Origin of the sequence: Paeniglutamicibacter sulfureus (genome assembly GCF_030512175.1) — a bacterium.
In the GTDB taxonomy this organism is placed as follows: domain Bacteria; phylum Actinomycetota; class Actinomycetes; order Actinomycetales; family Micrococcaceae; genus Paeniglutamicibacter; species Paeniglutamicibacter sulfureus.
The window spans coordinates 1,104,270-1,123,705 of record NZ_JAULBL010000002.1 but is presented as its reverse complement, the minus strand read 5'-3'; the positions used below and the strand labels follow the sequence as shown (position 1 = coordinate 1,123,705).

19 protein-coding genes are annotated in these 19,436 nt (G+C 66.5%); 8 read left to right on the top strand and 11 right to left on the bottom strand.

The window, feature by feature from the left end; translation table 11 throughout:
- Positions 1 to 39: 39 nt before the first annotated feature.
- The 4 genes from Q2T94_RS11825 to Q2T94_RS11810 are packed head-to-tail and all read left to right on the top strand — an operon-like array spanning position 40 to position 4,917.
- Positions 40 to 798: a LamB/YcsF family protein gene (locus tag Q2T94_RS11825; protein WP_264270165.1), complete on the top strand. Its 759-nt coding sequence runs from the start codon at positions 40 to 42 to the stop codon at positions 796 to 798.
- Positions 795 to 2,450 carry a 5-oxoprolinase subunit B/C family protein gene (locus Q2T94_RS11820; RefSeq protein ID WP_302264520.1) on the top strand — a complete coding sequence of 552 codons (1,656 nt, stop codon included), beginning with the start codon at positions 795 to 797 and terminating at the stop codon, positions 2,448 to 2,450. Before Q2T94_RS11825 ends, Q2T94_RS11820 begins: the two co-directional genes overlap by 4 nt.
- Positions 2,447 to 4,189 carry an acetyl/propionyl/methylcrotonyl-CoA carboxylase subunit alpha gene (locus Q2T94_RS11815; protein WP_302264518.1) on the top strand — a complete coding sequence of 581 codons (1,743 nt, stop codon included), beginning with the start codon at positions 2,447 to 2,449 and terminating at the stop codon, positions 4,187 to 4,189. Before Q2T94_RS11820 ends, Q2T94_RS11815 begins: the two co-directional genes overlap by 4 nt.
- Positions 4,190 to 4,245: 56 nt before the next feature.
- Positions 4,246 to 4,917 carry a GntR family transcriptional regulator gene (locus Q2T94_RS11810; protein ID WP_302264516.1) on the top strand — a complete coding sequence of 224 codons (672 nt, stop codon included), beginning with the start codon at positions 4,246 to 4,248 and terminating at the stop codon, positions 4,915 to 4,917.
- Positions 4,918 to 4,941: 24 nt separating this feature from the next.
- Here Q2T94_RS11810 and Q2T94_RS11805 read toward each other — a convergent pair whose 3' ends face one another.
- From Q2T94_RS11805 to Q2T94_RS11795, 3 genes are all read right to left on the bottom strand, one after another.
- Entirely contained in the window at positions 4,942 to 5,679 is a 738-nt protein-coding gene (locus Q2T94_RS11805; RefSeq protein ID WP_302264514.1) for a SurA N-terminal domain-containing protein, read from the bottom strand.
- A gap of 343 nt (positions 5,680 to 6,022) precedes the next feature.
- Positions 6,023 to 6,319 carry an ATP-binding cassette domain-containing protein gene (locus Q2T94_RS20660; protein ID WP_436836827.1) on the bottom strand — a complete coding sequence of 99 codons (297 nt, stop codon included), beginning with the start codon at positions 6,317 to 6,319 and terminating at the stop codon, positions 6,023 to 6,025.
- Positions 6,320 to 6,349: 30 nt separating this feature from the next.
- Complete coding sequence (locus Q2T94_RS11795) at positions 6,350 to 7,681, bottom strand: MFS transporter (protein WP_367281562.1); 1,332 nt, start codon at positions 7,679 to 7,681, stop codon at positions 6,350 to 6,352.
- Positions 7,682 to 7,815: 134 nt separating this feature from the next.
- On the opposite strand from Q2T94_RS11795, the gene Q2T94_RS11790 reads away from it, so the two are divergent.
- A complete protein-coding gene (locus Q2T94_RS11790) occupies positions 7,816 to 8,817 on the top strand; it encodes an adenosine deaminase (protein WP_302264512.1) in 1,002 nt (333 codons plus the stop codon).
- 254 nt (positions 8,818 to 9,071) lie between these two features.
- Here the strand turns inward: Q2T94_RS11790 and Q2T94_RS11785 are convergent, their stop codons facing one another.
- The 3 genes from Q2T94_RS11785 to Q2T94_RS11775 all read right to left on the bottom strand — a co-directional run bounded on the left by Q2T94_RS11785 (position 9,072) and on the right by Q2T94_RS11775 (position 11,696).
- Complete coding sequence (locus Q2T94_RS11785) at positions 9,072 to 9,887, bottom strand: putative hydro-lyase (RefSeq protein WP_302264510.1); 816 nt, start codon at positions 9,885 to 9,887, stop codon at positions 9,072 to 9,074.
- 70 nt (positions 9,888 to 9,957) lie between these two features.
- Positions 9,958 to 11,175 (bottom strand): NRAMP family divalent metal transporter, encoded by a 1,218-nt coding sequence (locus Q2T94_RS11780; protein ID WP_264270156.1) that lies wholly within the window; start codon positions 11,173 to 11,175, stop codon positions 9,958 to 9,960.
- 227 nt (positions 11,176 to 11,402) lie between these two features.
- Entirely contained in the window at positions 11,403 to 11,696 is a 294-nt protein-coding gene (locus tag Q2T94_RS11775) for a DUF1540 domain-containing protein (RefSeq protein ID WP_302264509.1), read from the bottom strand.
- A gap of 242 nt (positions 11,697 to 11,938) precedes the next feature.
- Between Q2T94_RS11775 and Q2T94_RS11770 the strand changes: the two genes are divergently transcribed.
- The gene (locus Q2T94_RS11770) at positions 11,939 to 13,396 is read left to right on the top strand and encodes a GuaB1 family IMP dehydrogenase-related protein (protein ID WP_302264507.1); all 1,458 of its coding nucleotides are present in this window, start codon (positions 11,939 to 11,941) and stop codon (positions 13,394 to 13,396) included.
- A 7-nt stretch (positions 13,397 to 13,403) separates the two neighbouring features.
- On the opposite strand, the gene Q2T94_RS11765 is transcribed toward Q2T94_RS11770, so the two are convergent.
- From Q2T94_RS11765 to Q2T94_RS11755, 3 genes are all read right to left on the bottom strand, one after another.
- Complete coding sequence (locus Q2T94_RS11765) at positions 13,404 to 13,898, bottom strand: Lrp/AsnC family transcriptional regulator (protein ID WP_264270154.1); 495 nt, start codon at positions 13,896 to 13,898, stop codon at positions 13,404 to 13,406.
- Positions 13,899 to 14,126: 228 nt separating this feature from the next.
- Entirely contained in the window at positions 14,127 to 14,579 is a 453-nt protein-coding gene (locus tag Q2T94_RS11760; RefSeq protein WP_264270152.1) for a DedA family protein, read from the bottom strand.
- A gap of 82 nt (positions 14,580 to 14,661) precedes the next feature.
- Entirely contained in the window at positions 14,662 to 15,948 is a 1,287-nt protein-coding gene (locus tag Q2T94_RS11755) for an MFS transporter (RefSeq protein WP_264270151.1), read from the bottom strand.
- Between the two features lie 204 nt (positions 15,949 to 16,152).
- On the opposite strand from Q2T94_RS11755, the gene Q2T94_RS11750 reads away from it, so the two are divergent.
- Complete coding sequence (locus Q2T94_RS11750; protein WP_264270150.1) at positions 16,153 to 16,986, top strand: hypothetical protein; 834 nt, start codon at positions 16,153 to 16,155, stop codon at positions 16,984 to 16,986.
- A gap of 8 nt (positions 16,987 to 16,994) precedes the next feature.
- Here the strand turns inward: Q2T94_RS11750 and Q2T94_RS11745 are convergent, their stop codons facing one another.
- Entirely contained in the window at positions 16,995 to 17,357 is a 363-nt protein-coding gene (locus Q2T94_RS11745) for a non-heme iron oxygenase ferredoxin subunit (RefSeq protein ID WP_302264504.1), read from the bottom strand.
- 165 nt (positions 17,358 to 17,522) lie between these two features.
- On the opposite strand from Q2T94_RS11745, the gene Q2T94_RS11740 reads away from it, so the two are divergent.
- On the top strand, positions 17,523 to 18,080 hold the full coding sequence (locus Q2T94_RS11740) for a dihydrofolate reductase family protein (RefSeq protein WP_264270148.1): 558 nt from the start codon (positions 17,523 to 17,525) through the stop codon (positions 18,078 to 18,080).
- A gap of 57 nt (positions 18,081 to 18,137) precedes the next feature.
- On the opposite strand, the gene Q2T94_RS11735 is transcribed toward Q2T94_RS11740, so the two are convergent.
- Positions 18,138 to 19,349 carry an NAD(P)/FAD-dependent oxidoreductase gene (locus tag Q2T94_RS11735; protein ID WP_302264502.1) on the bottom strand — a complete coding sequence of 404 codons (1,212 nt, stop codon included), beginning with the start codon at positions 19,347 to 19,349 and terminating at the stop codon, positions 18,138 to 18,140.
- Positions 19,350 to 19,436 lie beyond the last annotated feature (87 nt).

The following is a 19,436-nucleotide window of genomic DNA, read 5'->3' as shown; positions in this document are numbered from 1 at the left end:
GCATTCTTAAGGGACCACAACACGAGACGGGGGTCACAAATGCCTTACATCGACCTGAATTCCGACGTCGGGGAATCCTTCGGCAACTGGGTGATGGGCGACGATGCCGCCATTTTCACCTCCGTATCCTCGGCAAACGTTGCCTGCGGATTCCACGCGGGGGACCCCAGCGTCATCGCCCAGACCTGCCGCGACGCCGTCGCCGCGAACGTCACCATCGGTGCGCACGTGGGCTACCGGGACCTGGCCGGCTTTGGCCGCCGCTTCCTGGACTGCTCCCCCACCGAACTGGCCGACGACGTGCTCTACCAGCTCGGTGCCCTCGAGGCCCTGGCCCGCGCGGCGGGTTCGGGCATCAAGTACGTCAAGCCGCACGGCGCCCTCTACAACACCATCGTGCACCACGAGGCCCACGCCCAGGCAGTCGTCGACGCCATCCGCGCCTTCGGCTCGGACCTGCCCGTGTTGTTGCTGCCCGGTTCCGTCGCCCTGGCCAAGGCGCAGGCCGCGGGCCTGCGCCCGGTTGCCGAGGCCTTTGCCGACAGGAATTACAACCCCGACGGGACCCTGGTCTCGCGCCGCGAGGCGAACGCGGTGCTGCACGACCCCGCGACGGTCACCGCGAACATGATCCGCCTGGCCACCGAGGGCACGATCGTGGCCGTCGACGGCTCCGTGATCCCGATGGACGCCGAGAGCATCTGCGTGCACGGGGACACCGCGGGGGCCGTCGCCATGGCCGCGGCCGTTCGTGCCGGACTGGAATCCGCCGGCGTGTCGATCAAGAGCTTCGCATGAGCGTGACAGCGACGCGCTTTGCCGGAACCCGGTCGGTGCTCGTCGAGCTCTCCGACCTCGACTCCGTGCTGGCCCTTGACGCCCTGCTGGAGGCCTCTCCGCTGCCCGGACAACTTGACGTGCTTGCAGCGGCCTCCACCGTCTTCATCAAGGCCGATTCCTGGGCCAGCGCCCGGAAGATCGCCGCCGCCATTCCCGCCCTCGAGCTGGGCACGGCGCCGGAGAACGCCGGCTCGCTGGTCACCGTCGACGTGCATTACGACGGCGAGGACCTGGCGGAGGTCGCCAAGCTCACCGACCTGAGCATCGAGTCGGTCATCAATGCCCACACCTCGCAGACATGGCGCGCTGCCTTTGGCGGCTTCGCCCCCGGCTTCGCCTACCTGCTCGGGGAGAACAGCAGCCTGAACGTGCCGCGCCGCGACACCCCGCGCAAGGTCGTGCCCTCGGGTGCCGTGGCCCTGGCCGGGGATTATTCGGCCGTCTACCCCCGCCAATCCCCCGGCGGCTGGCAGCTGATCGGGCACACCGACGCGGTGCTCTGGGATCTGGAACGGGAGAACCCCGCACTGATCCGCCCGCAGGACCGCGTGCAATTCACCGCCTCGCACACCTCGCTTAGGCTGTCCTCCCGCACCGCAGCAGCCCCCGCACACGCGGCACCCAAGGCCGCAGCCGGGCAGCTGGAAATCCTGGATCCCGGGTTGCAGTCCCTCATCCAGGACCTGGGCCGCCCGGGCCTGGGCAACCTCGGGGTTTCCGCCGCCGGGGCCGCGGACACTTCCTCCGCCCGGGCCGCCAACCGCCTGGTGGGCAATGCCGCGGAGGCGGCAGTCATCGAAAACCTCCTGGGCTCGCTGGTCCTGCGCGCCCGCGGCGACGCGGTCCTGTCCGTCACCGGCGCGCACGCGCAGCTGCTGATCACCCCCGTGGAGGAGGACGACTTCCACGAAGAAGAGCGCGCTCCCCAGATGAACACGCCCTTTGCCCTGCTCGACGGGGAAACACTCACGCTTCTACCCTCCGGTTCCGGGCTGCGCAGCTACCTGGGCGTGCGCGGCGGCATCGACGTCGACCCCGTGCTCGGCTCGCGCTCCACCGACTCGATGTCGGGCATCGGCCCCGCCCCGCTCGCCCCCGGCACCCTGCTGCCGGTCGGCACCGTCACCGGATCCCACGTGGTCGGGAACCCCGAGCCCTCCACGCTGCCGGTTCCCGACGCGCACGGCATCTACACGCTGCGCATCAGCAAGGGCCCCCGCGAGGACTGGTTCGGCGAGGCCGGGCTGCGGCAGCTGACCGGCCAAACCTGGAGCGTCTCGGCCGAATCCAACCGCGTCGGCGTCCGCCTGGCCCTGCCCGGGGACTCCTCGCCGCTGACACGCATCCGCACCGGGGAACTGTCTTCCGAAGGGGTGGCTGTCGGCGCCCTGCAGGTTCCCCCCTCCGGCCTGCCCGTGCTCTTCCTGGCCGACCACCCGGTCACCGGCGGCTACCCGGTCATTGCCGGGGTCATCGCCGAGGACCTGCCTGCCGCAGCCCAGCTGCCACCGGGCACCCAGCTCCGCTTTGAACTGGTCGACCCGCTCACCCACAACCCCCATGCTCCCCGGGCCGCCGGCGCCCCCAGCCACGAAGGAAACACCCCATGAAGAAAGTCCTGATCGCCAACCGCGGGGAAATCGCCGTCCGCATCGCCCGCGCCTGCGCGGATGCCTCGCTGGTGTCCGTGGCCGTGTACTCCGACCCCGACGCGGATGCACTGCACGTGCGCCGCGCCGACGAGGCTTGGGCCCTGCACGGGTCCAGCGGTGCCGAAACCTACCTGGACATGGCCAAGATCCTTGACATCGCCGCCCGCTCCGGCGCCGATGCGGTACACCCCGGCTACGGCTTCCTTTCCGAGAACGCCAACTTCGCCCAGGCCGTCATGGACGCCGGGCTCACCTGGATCGGCCCCTCCCCCGAGTCCATCCGCGCGCTGGGCAACAAGGTCACCGCCCGCGAAATCGCGGTCCGGGCCAACGCCCCGCTGGTGCCCGGCACCGAGGGCCCGGTGGCCTCGGGCGCCGAGGTGCGCGCCTTTGCCCAGGAATTCGGCCTCCCAGTGGCCATCAAGGCGGCCTTCGGCGGCGGCGGGCGCGGCATCAAGATCGTGCGCAACTTCGAGGAGATCGACGACGCCTTCGAATCGGCAGTGCGCGAGGCCACCGTGGCTTTCGGCCGCGGCGAGTGCTTTGTCGAACGCTTCCTGGACAAGCCCCGCCACGTCGAGGCCCAGGTCCTCGCCGACACCCACGGGAACGTCGTGGTGGTGGGCACCCGCGACTGCTCGCTGCAGCGCCGCCACCAGAAGCTGGTCGAGGAGGCCCCGGCCCCGTTCCTGACCGACGAGCAGCGCGCCTCCATCCATGCCTCGGCCAAGGCCATCTGCCGCGAGGCCGGCTACCATGGCGCAGGAACCGTCGAGTACCTGGTCGCCCCCGACGGACTGATTTCCTTCCTCGAGGTCAACACCCGGCTGCAGGTAGAGCACCCCATCACCGAGGAAACCACCGGCGTGGACCTGGTCGCCGAACAGTTCCGGATCGCCGCCGGGGAGCCCATCAGCCTCACCGAGGATCCGGCCCCGACCGGCCACTCCTTCGAGTTCCGTCTCAACGCGGAGGACCCCGCCCGTGGCTTCCTGCCCGGCCCCGGCCGCATCACCGCATTCGAGGCCCCGACCGGCTCGGGCGTGCGCGTGGACTCCGGGGTGCGCACCGACTCCGTGATCCCCTCGCACTACGACTCGCTCATGGCCAAGCTGATCGTCACCGGCGCCACCCGCGCCCAGGCGCTGCGCCGTGCCAAGGTGGCCCTGGATGAAATGGTCATCGCCGGAGTGCCGTCCGTGCTGCCGTTCCACCGCGCGGTGGTGCGCAACGCCGACTTCACCAACGACGAGCGCTACGGGGTGTACACCACCTGGATCGAATCCGAATTCGCCGAGGAGCTGGCCTCGAGCCCGGAGATCGCCGCGGCCGAGCCAAACGCAGAACGTGAGACCCTGACCATCGAGGTCGACGGCAAGGCCATGGACATCGGCCTGCCGGCGTCCCTGGTCGAGGCCATCCGACACGGCGGAAACGGCGTGGCCCTGGATGTTGCGGCCGAAAACGTGGCCGCTGCCTCGGATGCCGCTGCGCTGTTGGCACCTATGAACGGAAACCTGGTCAAGTGGGTGCTCGACGACGGTGCCGCCGTGGCCGAGGGAGACACCGTGGCGGTGCTGGAGGCCATGAAGATGGAATCGAATATCACCGCCCACCGTGCCGGGACATTCAGCCGCGGCTCCCAGGAGCCGGGAACCGCCATTGGCCGCGGCGAAGCACTCGGGGCCATCGCTTAATGCTTGGGGCTCTCGGGACGGCCTTGGATTAGATTGAAAGGATGCCAGTGAACGCCATGATCTCCGCACTGCCCCTGGCCGAGGGGTCAACCCACGCACACACCGGCGCGTGGGTTGCCGCCGTGCTGCGCTCGCGCATTGCCGAGGGACAATTGCTCCCCGGAGCGAAGCTCTCCGAACAGGCCCTCTCCGATGCGCTGGGGGTTTCACGCAACACCCTGCGCGAGGCCTTTGCGGTCCTTGACCACGAGCTGGTCATCACCAGGATCCCCAACCGCGGCGTCTTCGTTACCTCCCCCGGGCCAGAAGGGGTGCGGGAGATTTACGGGGTGCGGCGCATGATCGAGCCCGCGGCCGTCCTGTGGGGGCCCAACCTGAATGTCGAGGCGCTGGCAGCGATCATCGTGGATGCGCGCAAGGCCCTGGCGGCCGGGGACATTGCCAGCATGGCGGACGCCAACCAGTGCTTCCATGAGGAGCTGGTCCGGGCCACCGGCAGCCAGCACCTGCAGGAACTCATGACCAAGGTCCTGGCGCAGATGCGCCTGGTCTTCCACGCCATGGGCGATGCGCCGGATTTCCATTCGCACTATGTGGAACGCAATGCCGGCTTGGTTCGGCTCCTGGCCGAGGGCAAGCGCGAAGAGGCAGCCGCTGCAATGCGCGGCTACCTTGACCGCGCCGAAGCGGAACTGCTGGCGCACCTGGGCGCTTCCGAAGGGAACTGACCCACGCCACCGGCCGGGCCCGAACTACATGTTCATGGTGACCTTGGCGTCCTTGCGCAGCTCCGCGACGTAGCCTTTGACCGCGGCACCTTCCTTTTGGAGCTTGAGCTGCTGTTCCAGCTCGGGCTTCATCTTCTTAAAGGGGGGCGCCTCGGGTGCCTCCGCGCCGGCGGAGGCCTGGCCCTTGTACTGCTCAAGCACGACCTGGTAGGCATCCTTGAGTTCCTTGTCGGTGGGCGTGAAATCTCCGACTTCCTTGGAGATCAGCCGCCCGACCTCGAGCTGGGTCTTCAATTGGGTGCGAACCACGTCCTCGTTCAGCCCCTGCTTATCCATGGTCGCCAAAAAATCCTTGGCGCTCATGTCATTGGTCTTCGCCACATCGCCAAGTGCCTGGTCAAGGTCCTTGGATGTCGCGAAGATCTTCTTCTTTTTCGCCTGCTGGATCAGCAGCTCGGTGTTCACCAGACCCTCGGCAGTCTGCTTGCGCAACTGGCCCTGGTCAAGCTCCTGACCCGAGGCTTGCGCCTGCTGAACCATCTGGGGGAACTGGCCCTCGTAGATACGGACGAAGTCGGCGTTGGTGATTTTCTCGCCGTTGACTTCGGCAATGACCTCCGGGATTCCGGAAACATCCGGCTTCGGTGCCGCGGCGTCCGATGGCGCCGCTTCAGGGGCCGGGGCGCTGGCCTCGGGGGCGGCTCCCGGTTCCTCCGCGGCACTGCACCCGGTCATGAACGCCAACGAGGCGATCAGGGACATGGAAATAACCCACTTCTTTTGCAACATAAACTCCCAGCGTTTCGAACAACCCTTGGAACCCTAACAGGCGAAACCGAACGGCCGCTGAACGCCAGTCCGCGATCACGACCGCATGGACGGTGCGTCGTCCCGGGAGTGGGTTCCTACAGTTCACGTTCTCCAGAATGGCCCGGTTCGTGCGCTGCTGGGGTTGCCCAGCACCTCGGCGGGTGCGCCCGCTTCGATCACGACGCCGCCGTCCATGAGCACCAACTCATCCGCTACGTTGCGGGCGAACCCGATGCAGCCCCGCCTTGTCGCCCAGCCCGACCTGCTCCAGGAGTCCGTGGGCCCGGACGATCGCCTAGGACTTGGGGATCTTCCTGATTCCGATGGGTGCGGCGATGATATTTTCCAACGCGGTGAGGTGCGGGAAAAGGTTGAAGTGCTGGAACACCATCCCGATGCCCCGGCGTTGCTGCGCTACCTCGCGCGGCTTCGTTTCGTGGAGCTTGCCGTTGCGCTGGCCGTAGCCGATAGGTTCGCCGTCGAACTTGATTCGACCGCCGTCGAAGCGTTCAAGGTGGTTGATGTAGCGCAGGAAAGTGGATTTTCCGGAACCAGTGGGCCCAAGCAGGCATATCTCCTGCCTGGCATCCACCTTCAGGTCGGCCGCAACTGCCTACCCGGGTTAGCTGGTTTTGTGCTTGCGGACCTTAACGGCCGGATCCGCGTCGACCCGCTCGAGCAGCGGCGGCAGATACTTGCGTGAGTTCATCACGATGAAGGCCAGCGACACCAGGCACAAGGCCAGCATCCCTGCCATGATCCAGGCGGTCTGGATCCACTGCGCGGCGAAGGCCACCACCGTGGGGGCCAGGAACCCCACATACGCCAGCGTGTAGAAGAAGCCCGTGAGCTTGCCCAATTCGTGGGCGGCCGCCAGGCGCTGGATCTCCAGGAGCCCGCCGACCATGAGCAGCCCGTTGGCCGATCCGAGGACCGCGGAGGCGACCAGTCCTAATGCAGGGCTGGCGAGAAGGATCGCGGCGAACAAGACCGCTAGTCCCAGGAAAGCAGCGAGCGTCCCGGTCAGCATCGAGCGTGCATTGCGGACGGTGTCCAGTCGTCGTGCCAGCGGCTGGATCAGCACGCTGAAGCCCAGGGTGATGGCCACGGCCGCGGTGGCGTACGCGAGCCGTCCCTCTCCCAACCCGGGGATAACCGCCGGCACAACGGCAAAGCCTGTGGTGCCCGCCGCGAACACCCATGGTGCGGCCGGCGCCACCACCAGCCTGAATCGCTTGCGTGCCCCGGGGTGCGGGGCCGGACGGGAGCCCGGCGTGCCCCCGGTGGTACCGCTAGAGCGTGTCTCGGGCAGCCTGGCCACGATGAAAAGCAACGGGATGCACAAGGCGATGTGCAGCGCGTAGGGCATGATCGCCGGAGCGGGGGCGAAGCTGGCCAGCAAGCCTCCCACGACGGGCCCAAGCCAGAAGCCGGCGCTGGTGAGCAGTGAGGCGCGTCGTGCGCCCGATCCCGCAGCGGAGTGCAAGTCCCACGGCGCCTGGGAGAGTTCCTTGACCCAGCTGGTGGCCGCTGCCATGGCCAGCCCCGTGGCAATTCCGGCCATGAACCTTCCGGCGAACAGCGGTGCGGTGCCAATGACCGACCCCATCATGGCCACGTTGGCCGCCATGGACAGGGCGACGGCAAAGAGCGTGACGGGCTTGCGGCCGATCCGGTCCGAGTGCCGGCCGCCCCACAGCAGCGCCGGAACCAGGCCCACGACGTAGATGCCGAGCATCGAGGTAACCATGACCTCGGAGAAGCCGTGTTCCTGGCGGTAGAACACCAGCAGGGAAACGAATTGGTTGGCTCCCCAGCCCACCATCATCAGGCTCAGGGCAGCGGGGAACCAATGCTTCCGCCGGTCGGTTGTGACGCTCACGTTCCTGTCCTTCTCATCACTCACGGGCTGCGTCTCGCGCAGGCCCGCGGCACTCGATCGCGAGCGCTTCACCGACCAGTCTGCCACGGCAGCGGAGGGGTGGCCGATCCGTGACTTGCCACTCACAGCGGCAACCGCCGCGTGCACGCGGGAAGTCAGGGACCCTGGAGACTATTCTTGATCGACCACCGACGGGAGCCAAGACCATGAAGTTGCCAGTTGCCGAATTGCACATCCACCTCGAAGGGACGCTCGAGCCCGAGGCCATCCTGCGCCTGGCCAAGCAGAACGGCGTGACTCTGCCGTGGCCGTCCCTGGAACAGCTGAGGGAACAATACGACTTCAGCAATCTCCAGTCGTTCCTTGACCTGTTCTACACCAACCTTGCGGTGTTGCGGACCCGTGCCGATTTCCACGAGATCACCCTGGCCTACCTGCTTCGGGCCGAGGCCGCCGGAGTGCGGCATGTCGAGTTGTTCTTTGACCCGCAGGCGCACCTGGAACGCGGGATCGGGCTGGGCGAGGTCATCGGGGGCATCCGCGAGGCACTGCGCGAGGGCGAGGAACGTTTCGGCATCACGCACAAGCTCATCGCCTGCTTCTGGCGGCATGCACCGGCCGCCTCGGCCTTGGAAATCCTGCGCACGCTTCTTGCCGAAGGGCATGAGATCGACGGCATCGGGCTGGATTCCTCGGAGTTGGGCTATCCGCCCGCGCTGTTCCGGGAGGTCTTTGATTATGCACGCGACCATGGGCTGCATGTGGTGGCGCACGCCGGGGAGGAGGGGCCGCCGGAATACATTGTCCAGGCCCTTGACCTGCTCAAGGTTGAACGCATCGACCACGGCATTCGCTGCCTCGAGGACGAGGGCCTGGTCCGGCGGTTGGTCGCGGAGCGGATGCCGCTGACCGTGTGCCCGCTCTCCAACGTGCGGCTGCGCACCGTCGACACCCTGGCCGACCATCCGCTGAAGGAGATGCTGGCACGGGGATTGAATGTTTCCATCCATTCGGATGACCCCGCCTATTTCGGCGGCTACCTTGACGCCAACTTCGAGGCGGTGGACAGGGATCTGGGCCTGACGAACGCCGAGCGGGCGACACTGGCACGGAACTCGATCGAGTCGTCCTTCCTCGAGGAGCCGGCGAAGTCCCGCCTGTGCGCCGAGGTGGACCTCTGGCTGTCGGCCGGCGGCCGGGACCGCTAGGCAGCCGTTAAAGGAGCCAAGGAAGCGCCCGTTTTGGGGGGAACGGGCACTTCCTTGGCGGAGGATCGCGCCGGGATTCCGGGGGAACCAGAACGCGATTCTCACGGGCGTCGACAACGGGATGGTGCTCCCGGCGACGGCCCTTTTTGGGCACCAGGGAAGTCCCCTGCATGGGGGAGCAGGAAATTCCCTGGCGGATCGGGGTCCGCGAACGGGGTCCCGCAGGACCCCGTTCGTGGAAGGGGAAAGGGTTCCTAGGGAACCAGGTAGTTGCTGTCGCGGGCGTCGGTGATGAGCATGTGCCCCGGCGCGTGGCCGATGGCCAGCGCGGGCTTGGATTCCATGACCGCGGCCTGCGGCGTGACTCCGCAGGCCCAGAACACCGGGATGTGCCCGGCCGGGATTTCGACGGCGTCGCCGAAGTCCGGCTTCGAGAGGTCCGTGATGCCCAGCTCCTCCGGGTTGCCGATGTGCACCGGGGCCCCGTGCACCGCCGGGTAGCGCGAGGTGATGCGCACGGCATCGGCGACCTGTGAAGCGGGGATGGGGCGCATCGACACCACCATGGGCCCTGACATGGAGCCGGCCGAGGCGCTGCGGATGTTCGTCTTGAACATCGGCACATTCACGCCCTGGTCGATGTGGGCGATCTTGATGCCGCCCTCCATCAGGGCTGTCTCGAAGGTGAACGAGCAGCCGACGATGAACGTCACGAGGTCATCACGCCAGTACTCGGCCAGGTCCGTGGGCTCGGCGACCTTCACGCCGTTTTCGTAGACCATGTACTTCGGCACGTCGGTGCGGATGTCCCCGCCCTTCAGCAGGTCCCCACTGGTCTCCCCCGCGTCCAGCACGCCCAGGATCGGGCAGGACTTGGGGTTGCGCTGGGCGAAGAGCAACACGTCGAAAGCCTGGTCCCTGGGCACGATGATCAGGTTGGCCTGGGCGTAGCCGAGGGAGAAGCCGGCGGTCGGAACCGTCAATCCGTTGCGGAACAGTTCGCGTGCCTGGGCCGGGGACAGCGTTGCGCGCTCCCCTGCTCCGGTCTTTGGAGAATTGGCGGGTGTCATTTCTGCTGGCGTCCTTTCGAAGGGGCGGACCTGTGGGGCAAGGTGTTGCCGGGGCGGTGGGGTGGGCGGGCTAGGCCCAGAGCTTGGACAGGCCGGCCAGGGAGTTCCAGCCGAGGAAGAGCGTCAGCAGCCAGGTCACGACACCGACGATCAGCAGCCACTTGGGGTACGCGTAGCCCTGCAGCAAGTCGCGGCGGCGCCAGGCGGCATAGAGCAGGACCGCGAAGCCGACGGGCAGGATCAGGCCGTTGAAGGCGCCGGCGAAGATCAGCAGCGTCTGCGGCGCCTGGCCCAGGAACATGTAGATGACTGCACACACGGCGATGAAGGCGACGGTGAGCAGGTTGCGGGTGCGTTCGGGGGTGGTGGACTTGGTGATGAAGGAAACCGAGGTGTACGCGGCGCCGATCACGGAGGTCAGGGCTGCGGCCCAGAGGATCACGCCGAAGGACCGCATGCCGATGTCGCCGGCGGCAATGCCGAAGGCCTCGGCGGCCTTGTTGTTCGTGGTCAGCACGGCTCCGCCGGCGACGACGCCGAGGATAGCCAGGAAGAGGAGAACGCGCATGATGCCGGTGACGATGATGCTCAAGATGGAGGTCTTGGTGATGTCCTTGACGTTCTCGATGCCGGCGGCGCCGGAGTCGAGCATGCGGTGGGCACCGGCGTAGGTAATGTAGCCGCCCACGGTGCCGCCGATCAGGGTGGTGATGATCAGGAAGCTGATGTTCTCCGGAAGCACGGCGTTCTTCAGGGCCTCGCCCACCGGAGGTGCGGCGACGATTGCCACATACAGCATCAACAGGATCATGATGGCGCCGAGCAGCACCACGATCTTGTCCAGGGCCATGCCCGCGCGCTTGGAGAGGAAGATCAGGATCGCCACGGCGGCGGAAATGATGCCGCCGACCTTGGGGTCAAGCCCCATCATGGCGTTGAAGCCCAGGCCGGTTCCGGCAATGTTGCCGATATTGAAGACCATGCCGCCGATAAAGACCAGACCCGCCAGGACCCAGCCGATGCCGGGGAGGACCTTGTTGCCGAGTTCCTGGGCACGCAGGCCCGAAACGCCGATGATGCGCCACACGTTCAGCTGGACGGCGATGTCCACCAGGATGGAGACGACGATCGCGAAGGCGAAGGAAGCGCCGATCTGGACCGTGAATTCCGTGGTCTGGGTGATGAAGCCGGGCCCGATGGCGCTGGTTGCCATGAGGAACATGGCGCCCAGCATTGCGGTGCGCCTGGCTGAAGTGCTGAGCTTCGGTTTCGTGCTAGGAGTGGCCATGATTCCATCCATCGGGTTGCGGGTGACTGCTGTCACAAGTGGGAGCGATGAGAAGTACACTACAGGTTGTTGAACAATCTTGACAAGAGGTTGTTCAACAATTTATTTCGCCCCCCCTCCCCCGATGCCGGAGGCACTCCGCGGAATGGACCCCCGCCCCGCGCACGACAAGGCCCTCCCCGGCGCCGTGGTTCACCAGCGCCGGGAAGGGCCCAAACAGTCGCGGCTCAGGCGCCGTGTTCGTACGTGAGACAGTCCGCATTGTCCGCGCCGGGCCCCACGCGCACCGAGTCCGCTGCACACATCAGGTGGTCATTGTGGGTGCATTCCATGCGCTGGCAGGCACCCACCGAGGCCAGGATCTTGGGCAGGCCGCCGTGCACGCCGGTGTCGATGAACGTCGCGCATTGCGCGTGGTCAGTATTTCCGCCGATGGTGATGCCGGAGGCCCCGCAATGGGTGTGGTCGTTGAACGAGCAATTGGATACGGAACATTCGGTAACGGGCACAGTGACTGTCATGATGCACTCCTCGAACCGGCGGTCTCGCGGATTTCGAACCGCTCTGGATACCACGGTAACCCCAAACCGCGCCCGGAAATTAGTGATGTTTATGGGCCCTAATCCGGCGGCTTGCTACCCACGGGTACAGGATTCCGGGCGCGCAATTCCGCGCGCGGAACATGCCCAAATCCCGATCCCACACCACGCCCGCCGTGACGCGCGCCACGCGCGCGATGTCACCGCGGCTGTAGCCTGAGCAAGTGAAGTTTCTCAATGATTTGCAACCAGCCCACGACCTGACCTACAACGACATCTTCATGGTTCCCTCGCGCTCGGCGGTGGTGTCCCGGTCCGGGGTGGACCTCACCACGCCGGATTCGGTGGGTACCTCCATCCCGCTGGTCGTTTCGAACATGACCGCGGTGGCCGGCAAGCGCATGGCCGAAACGGTGGCCCGCCGCGGCGGGATCACGATCCTGCCCCAGGACATCTCCCTGGCCGCCCTGCAGGACATGGTCGAGAAGATCAAGCGCGCCCACCCGGTCTTCGAAACCCCCATCACCGTGGACGTCAACGACTCGGTTTCCACCGCCCTGGCGCTGCTGGGCAAGCGCTCGCACGGTGCGGCGGTGGTGCTGGAGGGCCACCGCCCGGTGGGCATCGTCGCGGAAAAGGACTGCCTGGAAGTCGACCGCTTCACCCCGATCCACCAAGTCATGACCTCCGAAATCGTCACCGTGGACAAAGACACACACCTCGACTCGGTGTTCGAGACACTCAGCACCCGACACCTGGGCATGGTCCCGGTGCTCGACGGCGAGCACCTCGCCGGGGTGTTGACCCGCAAGGGCGTTTTGCGGTCCGCGCTTTACACCCCGGCAGTGGATCCCGCGGGGAACCTGATGGTCGGGGCAGCCGTGGGAATCAACGGCGACGTGGGCGCCAAGACCCGCGAACTGCTCGAGGCCGGCGTGGACGTCATCGTGCTGGACACCGCCCACGGCCATCAGGAGCGGATGATCGAGGCCCTGCCCCTGGCGGTTGCGGCCCGCGACGACTTTGCCCAACGCTCCGGACGCCGGATCCAGATCGCGGCAGGAAACGTGGTCTCCGCCGCCGGCACCCGGGACCTGGCCGAGGCCGGCGCAGACATCCTGAAGGTCGGGGTGGGGCCCGGCGCCATGTGCACCACCCGGATGATGACCGGTGTGGGACGCCCGCAGTTCTCGGCGGTCCTGGAATGTGCCACCGCAGCGCGGGAGGCCGGCATCGAGGTGTGGGCCGACGGCGGCGTCAAGTACCCGCGCGACGTGGCCCTGGCACTGGCGGCCGGCGCCGCCAGCGTGATGGTCGGATCCTGGTTCGCGGGGACCTACGAATCGGCAGGGGATCTGGTCTCCGACGGCGAGGGGCGGCTCTACAAGGAAAGCTTCGGCATGGCCTCGGCCCGCGCGGTACAGCAGCGCACCAAGCACCAGTCGGCGTTTGAGCGGGCCCGTGCGGCGCTCTTCGAGGAAGGAATCTCACACTCGCGCATGTACCTGGACCAGCACCGGCCGGGCGTGGAAGACCTCATCGATTCGATCGTTTCCGGGGTCCGCTCGGCCTTCAGCTACGCCGGGGCGGACTCGATTGCCGAGTTCCGCGAACGCGCCATCGTCGGGGTGCAGTCCGCCGCCGGATATGAGGAGGGGCGTCCGCGCGAGATCTCCTGGTAAAGCCGGACTACAGCCAGGGCACCGCGCCCTGGCTGTGCTCGAAGACCAGCGAGGTCTGGGTGGTGGCCACCGCTGGGTTTGCCGAGAGGTTGTCGAGCACGAACTGGCGCACATCCTTTGAGTCGCGCACCGCGACGTGGATCAGGAAGTCGTCGGCACCGCCCAGGAAGAAGAGCTGGGTGACCCCGGGCTTGGCGCGCATTTCCTCGGCAAAGCTCGACATCAGGTGGCGGGCGCCCGGACGGATCTTCACGAAGATCAACGCCTCGAGCGCGTGGCCCAGGACCTCGGGATCGATTTCCAGGGTAAAGCGGCGGATGACCCCGGCAGAGCGCAGGGCGTTGAGCCGGGCCAGGCAAGTCGATGGCGCGATGCCCAGTTCCTCGGCGAGCGAGTTGTTGGTGCGGCGGGCGTTCTCCGTGAGCATGCGCAGCAACCCGCGGTCGATGTCATCGAGCTCCACGGGGCCGGCCTCGCGGGGGTTCCTTGTCGTGATGGCCACGTCTATACCCAGCTTTCGCAATGTTTCGTTGGTTTCCTGAATCCTACCGACGAATATTTGCCAAAGACCTCAACACGCTGCAGGAAGCCCAAGCTCCCCAAGAGACTCACACGTCGAACAACTTTTTCCACAGACCAGTCAGGGGGTGGCACGGGAAGGCAGAGTGAACCCGGAACGATGGCGGAATTGTTATGTACTGCTCGCGCCACTGATCGACGGATATTCGCCTCAGCTGTTGCGCCGGCGGTAGCGGATCCAGGCCAAGGTCGCGATGAGAAGGACCAGCGCCCCTGCAACGATCCACTGCCATCCCAAGGCCAGCCACGCGTAGATCACCGCCATGCCAACGGTGGAATAGATCGTGGCCCAGATCAAGCACCCGACAATGACGGCCGGAAGGTAGCGTAGCACCGGCATCCGGGCGACGCCGGCGCTGGCATTGACGGCGGTCTGGATGCCCACTGTCATGAAGGACAGCGGAATGGCAAACACGCCCCAACGCTGGATGAAGCGTTCGGCTCGCCGGTAGATCGGGCCGGTCAGCACATGCTGGAAGCGGGTGTGCTCAACCCCGGCGGCGATGCCTCGGCCAATCCAGTAAGTGGTGTTGGCCCGCGCCATGGACAGCAAAAAGAGGAACGCGAAGGCCCAGCCAAACGGTGCGTCGCGTAACCATGCCATGGGTCCCAGCCTATCGGTGCTGTCGCCCGTTGTGCGGTTTTGGTGAGCCACCAGACACCGGCCGGCGCGGGCCGTGCGACGCCTAGGGTACCGAGCGGATGTTGCGCACCAGCAGGGCGCCGAAGATGCCAATGACCGCCGCAACGATGAACAAGGCCGTGTAACCGCCCAGCACCTTCACGGCGAAGAAAGCCAACGCCGGGGCGATGACCTGCGGCAGCGAATTGGCCACATTGATCACGCCCATGTCCTTGCCACGGGATTTTGCCGAGGGCAGGACCTGGGTCAACAGCGCAAAATCGACAGCAAGGTAGGCGCCAAAACCAAGCCCGAGAACGGCGGCACCGATGAGCGCGCCTGCGAAGTTCTGCGACACCGCGATGATCAGGGCGGAGGAGGCCACGACGATCGAGGAGACGATCACGAAGATCTTGCGCTTGCCCGACCTGTCGCTGATCGGACCCAGGAGCACGGCGCTGATGATGACCATGATCGCGTAGATGCCTGTCAGGATCAGCACTCCTCCGGCGGGGTCGGGGTACTTGACGACGTCGGTGAGGAAGAAGAGCAGGTACACGATGGTCATCTGGTTGCCGGTGTTCATCATGAACCGGGTCAGCCAGGCCCATCCGAAGTCCCGATGGGTCATCGGGTTGATCCAGAAGCCCTTGGCGAAGTCCAGCAATTTGAAGGCGGGGCGGAACTCGCGCGGCAGGGCAGGGTCGTTGGCACGCAGCACGTAGGGAATGACGGAGACGACCAGGGCTACGGCGCAGATGATGTAGCCAACGGCGATATTCCCGGTGATCATGAAGCCCACCACGGCACCCAGCAGGATGCCCACGGTTTGCCCCATGGCCGCCAGCCCGCCGATTCCGCCGCGCCGGCGTTCCGGCACGCGGTCCGGGATCGTGGCGGTGACCGCGGCATAGGCGGAGTTGGCACCTGCCTGCAGGCCGCACCAACCCAACAACATCAACCCGACGGTGGTGGCCCCGGAAAGCATCAACAGCGAGGCGGCACCCAGGATGGCCCCGGCGAGAATCCAGGGCGAGCGACGCCCCATCTTGGAGACGGTGCGATCCGAGAGCGCCCCGAACAGCGGGTTGGCCACCAGCGCCACGGATGCGCCGCAGGCGGTGACGAGCGACAGGATCGCTTCCTTGGACCCGGCGTCGATGGCCGTGGCCTGCAACCCGAGCAACACGTTAATTGGGGCAAAGAAGACAATGTTGATGCCGATGTTGATGGCGACAACCGAGGCCACCCAGCTGCGCTTGACGTTTACCGTTGGTGTGCGCAGGGCCTCGGGAAGTTCCGCCTCGCCTCCTCCGGGAAGCGTCGCGGGATCGTTGGGGTTATGCGGCATTTAGAGCACGCCAGAAAGCAGGCCGGCGCCGGTGCCGACGACCAGGGCGGCAATCAGCAGCCAAGTGATTACTTTTACGCGTTTGCGAATCGATTCCATAGTGCGTTTATCGTAGGCGAGATACACAGCGAATGTCCCGTTGGAGAAGACGCCATGGCGCAGTGTGTAACGTCTTTCATCCAATCGGCGGCTTAGGCTGGTGACATGAGCAAAACCGGTTCCGAGGCACCCCTGTGGGCACCGCGCCACAGCGGCTGGAAAATGGCGCACCATCTTCTGCCATCTTTTGTGTTGTTCGCCTTTCTGGCCGGCACCGGAATCTATGCCGCACTGCATGCCAGTCCTGTGTTGTCCACGGCACTGATCGCCAGTGCCCTGGCGGTATTGCTCGGCGTGGCATCCGCCTACCGGCGCCCCACGGAGGATCACGCCGCGGGCACCGAGGCCGTTCTGACCAGTACGGGGCCGCGCGCCGCCACGTGGTTCCCGATGTTCCGGACCTCGGCCCAATGGGCAGCCGTGGTGATGGGTCTGGCGGTGGTGATTTTGGTGGCCACCGTGGCGCTGAGCGCCCGGCTGCTGATCCTCCAGGACTACAACCCGCTGGTCCTGATCATCTTGCTGGCGATTTTTCTGTTGGCCACCGGCGTGTACGTGCTGAACCGCGGAATCCGGTTGGCCCGCATTGCGGCAGCGTCCCAGGAACCCGGTGTCTACCTCACCCGCAGCCGCATTGTGGTCCATGGATCGCGCGGCGCCAGGGAAATCTATTGGAACGATGTCGCCGGCATCGAGGCGGCCGATCCCGCACGGCACAAGCCCCTGGGCAAGCGCGGCCCGGCCTGGATCGTGGTACGCCAGGAGGCCGGGGAACAGGCACGGGCAGGAAAAGTGGTCATCCTGGTCCATGAACTCACGGCCAACCCGGACCAGCTCCTGCGCACCTTGGAGCATTACTGGGCCAATCCCGGAGACCGGGCCGAGCTGGGCACCGGGGCGGCCCTGGTGCGCGTGGCAACCTTGCGTCCGACTCCCTAGCAGGGGGGTCACGGGGCGTCGGTTCCCGGGAACAGGAGCACACGTCCGTCCCTGACCTCGACCTTGTGGGTGCGGGCATCGTTGAGCGCCGGCAGGCAAAGCACCTTGCCGTCCCGCAGGTCGAAGCGCGAGGAATGCAGCGGGCATTCGATCTCGTCCCCCTCGATCCACCCCTCGGACAGGGAAGCAACCTCGTGCGGGCACTCATCGTCCAGGGCGTAGTAATCCCCCGCCTCGGTGCGAAAGAGGCCGATGTCATCCGGATACCCGCTGGTCTCTCCCGAAACCAGCACGGCAGTGCCCGGTTCCAGCATGTCCACCTCTCCCAGATCCACGGTGCGCGGGCTGTCTCCGGTGGGTTCGGTGTCCATCCTGGCTCTGCCTTCCTGCTGGCGGGGGGCAAGCAGCATCATGCCGTTGTCCCGCCTCCAGTCTGGCCCCGCCGCGGCACTGGGGCAAGGAAGAACCGAAGCGGGCCGACGGCGAACGGCTGATCTCGTATTCCATGGCCCCCGTCCAGTGGGTACTCTTGCGCCATGAGACCCCTTAGGTACTCCATCAACGTCACCTTGGATGGGTGCTGCGATCATCGTGCGGGAGTCGTCGACGAGGATCTGCATCGACATGCTGTTGAGAACCTCGTCCGGGCCGACGCCCTTCTCTTTGGCCGGGTGACCTACCAGATGATGGAGGAAGCCTGGCGGTCGCCGGGGGCTGCCGGGGCTGCGGAGGCGAGGCCCGCTTGGATGGAGCCCTTCGCCCGGACGATCGACGCGGCGAGGAAGTACGTCGTCTCGAGCACCCTGGAAAGCGTCGATTGGAACGCAGAGCTCGTGCGCGGGGACCTGGAAAAAGCCGTCCGACAGCTCAAGGCAGAGACCGGCCAGGGAATTTTCGTGGGCGGCATGAAGCTTCCGTTGGCGCTGGCGGAGTTGGGGTTGATCGATGAGTACGAGTTCGTGGTGCATCCCCGGTTGACGGGCCACGGGCCAAAGTTGTTCGAGGGATTGTCCAGGCATATCGATTTGAGGCTCGTGAGCCGGCTGGAGTTCGCCTCGGGGGCGGTGGCCATGCGGTACGAGCCGAAAGGCTAGGCCACGGGTCCGGTCGGCGAATGCCCTGCCTCCTCGCCCGGATCCTGGTGACCGTGCCTAACGTGCCAGCTTCTTCAGTTGAATTCCAGGATCGGCGAGCGCCGCGGCCTGGACGATGATGCCCTTGTCGATGATGCGCCGCGCAGCCTTGATGGTCAGTCCCCCATCGATGGCCGCTGCCCCCAGCATCCGCCCGTCGGCCGCGATGCGGAAGGCGGCCACGGGTTCCCCCTCGTTGATCCGCAGGATCGTGGTGCCCTCGGCGTTCATGTCCCCGACTCCCTCCACGTGGGTGCCGTGCCGGTCGGACCAGAACCAGGAGGCGCCGTGCACCGGCAGGTCCTGCTCCAGGATCGCCGCGGCGGCGGTGGCCCCGGTGTTCATGGCGTACTCCCAATGCTCACCGCGGCGCAGCAACGTTCCGTCGGGCCTCCGGGTACGGGCCATGTCCCCCACGGCGAATACGCTCGGGTGCGAGGTGCGCTGGTTTTCATCGACCAGCACCCCGTTGTCGGTTTCGAGTCCCGCGGCCTGCGCCAGCTCGGTGTTGGGGATGATGCCGATGCCCACCAGCACCTCATCGCACTCAACGACCCGGCCGTCAGCCAGCTCCAGCCGGTGACCGTCGGCAGTGCGCGCGATGCCCACGGGGGCGCCGTGGATGACGGTGATCCCGGCGTCGGCATGCATGGCGTGCAGCCGCCTGGCCAACTCGGGGCCGACCGCGGGAACCAGAGGCGGGTCCATGGGGTCAACGAGCGTGACCTCAGCGCCCAGCTGCCGGGCCGAGGAGGCGACCTCGGCACCGATGAGCCCGGCCCCGACGATGACCAGCCGCGTCCCGGGGACGATCTTGGCCCGCAGCCTGTCTGCATCCGCGCGGTCGCGCAGCACCAACACGGAGTCCAGGTCCCCGCCCGGGATCGGGAGCGGGCGTGCGGAGCCGCCGGTGGCCAGGACCAGGCGGTCGGCATGCAGCGTGCGACCGTCCTCCAGTTCCACCCCCAGGGGCTCGAGTTCCAGGGCGCGCACCGTGCCCGGAAGAAGTTCCACCCGGTGTTCGGCGAACCATGAAGCGGGGGCCAGCTCGATGCCCGCGGCATCCTTGTCCCCCAGCAGGTAGCCCTTGCTCAGGGGCGGACGGTCATAGGGGATCCCTGCCGGATCGATGATCTGTAACGTTCCGGCGTATCCGCGGACGCGCAGGTTCTGCGCCACGGTGAATCCGGCCAGGCCGCCTCCAACGATCAGGATGGATTCGATGTTCATGGATGTTACCGATCTGTCGATGTGGTCGAGGCGGGGGGGGTGGCGGGACTCCCGGTCCGGCACTTCCCTTCCCCCATCATCGCGCGT

What these genes read in the sequence shown, in the direction of transcription:
- Q2T94_RS11825 (WP_264270165.1), top strand. Translation starts at nt 40, where the DNA reads ATGCCTTACATCGACCTGAATTCCGACGTCGGGGAATCCTTCGGCAAC.
- Q2T94_RS11820 (WP_302264520.1), top strand. Translation starts at nt 795, where the DNA reads ATGAGCGTGACAGCGACGCGCTTTGCCGGAACCCGGTCGGTGCTCGTC.
- Q2T94_RS11815 (WP_302264518.1), top strand. Translation starts at nt 2,447, where the DNA reads ATGAAGAAAGTCCTGATCGCCAACCGCGGGGAAATCGCCGTCCGCATC.
- Q2T94_RS11810 (WP_302264516.1), top strand. Translation starts at nt 4,246, where the DNA reads ATGATCTCCGCACTGCCCCTGGCCGAGGGGTCAACCCACGCACACACC.
- Q2T94_RS11805 (WP_302264514.1), bottom strand. Translation starts at nt 5,679, where the DNA reads ATGTCCCTGATCGCCTCGTTGGCGTTCATGACCGGGTGCAGTGCCGCG.
- Q2T94_RS11790 (WP_302264512.1), top strand. Translation starts at nt 7,816, where the DNA reads ATGAAGTTGCCAGTTGCCGAATTGCACATCCACCTCGAAGGGACGCTC.
- Q2T94_RS11785 (WP_302264510.1), bottom strand. Translation starts at nt 9,887, where the DNA reads ATGACACCCGCCAATTCTCCAAAGACCGGAGCAGGGGAGCGCGCAACG.
- Q2T94_RS11780 (WP_264270156.1), bottom strand. Translation starts at nt 11,175, where the DNA reads ATGGCCACTCCTAGCACGAAACCGAAGCTCAGCACTTCAGCCAGGCGC.
- Q2T94_RS11775 (WP_302264509.1), bottom strand. Translation starts at nt 11,696, where the DNA reads ATGACAGTCACTGTGCCCGTTACCGAATGTTCCGTATCCAATTGCTCG.
- Q2T94_RS11760 (WP_264270152.1), bottom strand. Translation starts at nt 14,579, where the DNA reads ATGGCATGGTTACGCGACGCACCGTTTGGCTGGGCCTTCGCGTTCCTC.
- Q2T94_RS11755 (WP_264270151.1), bottom strand. Translation starts at nt 15,948, where the DNA reads ATGCCGCATAACCCCAACGATCCCGCGACGCTTCCCGGAGGAGGCGAG.
- Q2T94_RS11750 (WP_264270150.1), top strand. Translation starts at nt 16,153, where the DNA reads ATGAGCAAAACCGGTTCCGAGGCACCCCTGTGGGCACCGCGCCACAGC.
- Q2T94_RS11745 (WP_302264504.1), bottom strand. Translation starts at nt 17,357, where the DNA reads ATGGACACCGAACCCACCGGAGACAGCCCGCGCACCGTGGATCTGGGA.
- Q2T94_RS11740 (WP_264270148.1), top strand. Translation starts at nt 17,523, where the DNA reads ATGAGACCCCTTAGGTACTCCATCAACGTCACCTTGGATGGGTGCTGC.
- Q2T94_RS11735 (WP_302264502.1), bottom strand. Translation starts at nt 19,349, where the DNA reads ATGAACATCGAATCCATCCTGATCGTTGGAGGCGGCCTGGCCGGATTC.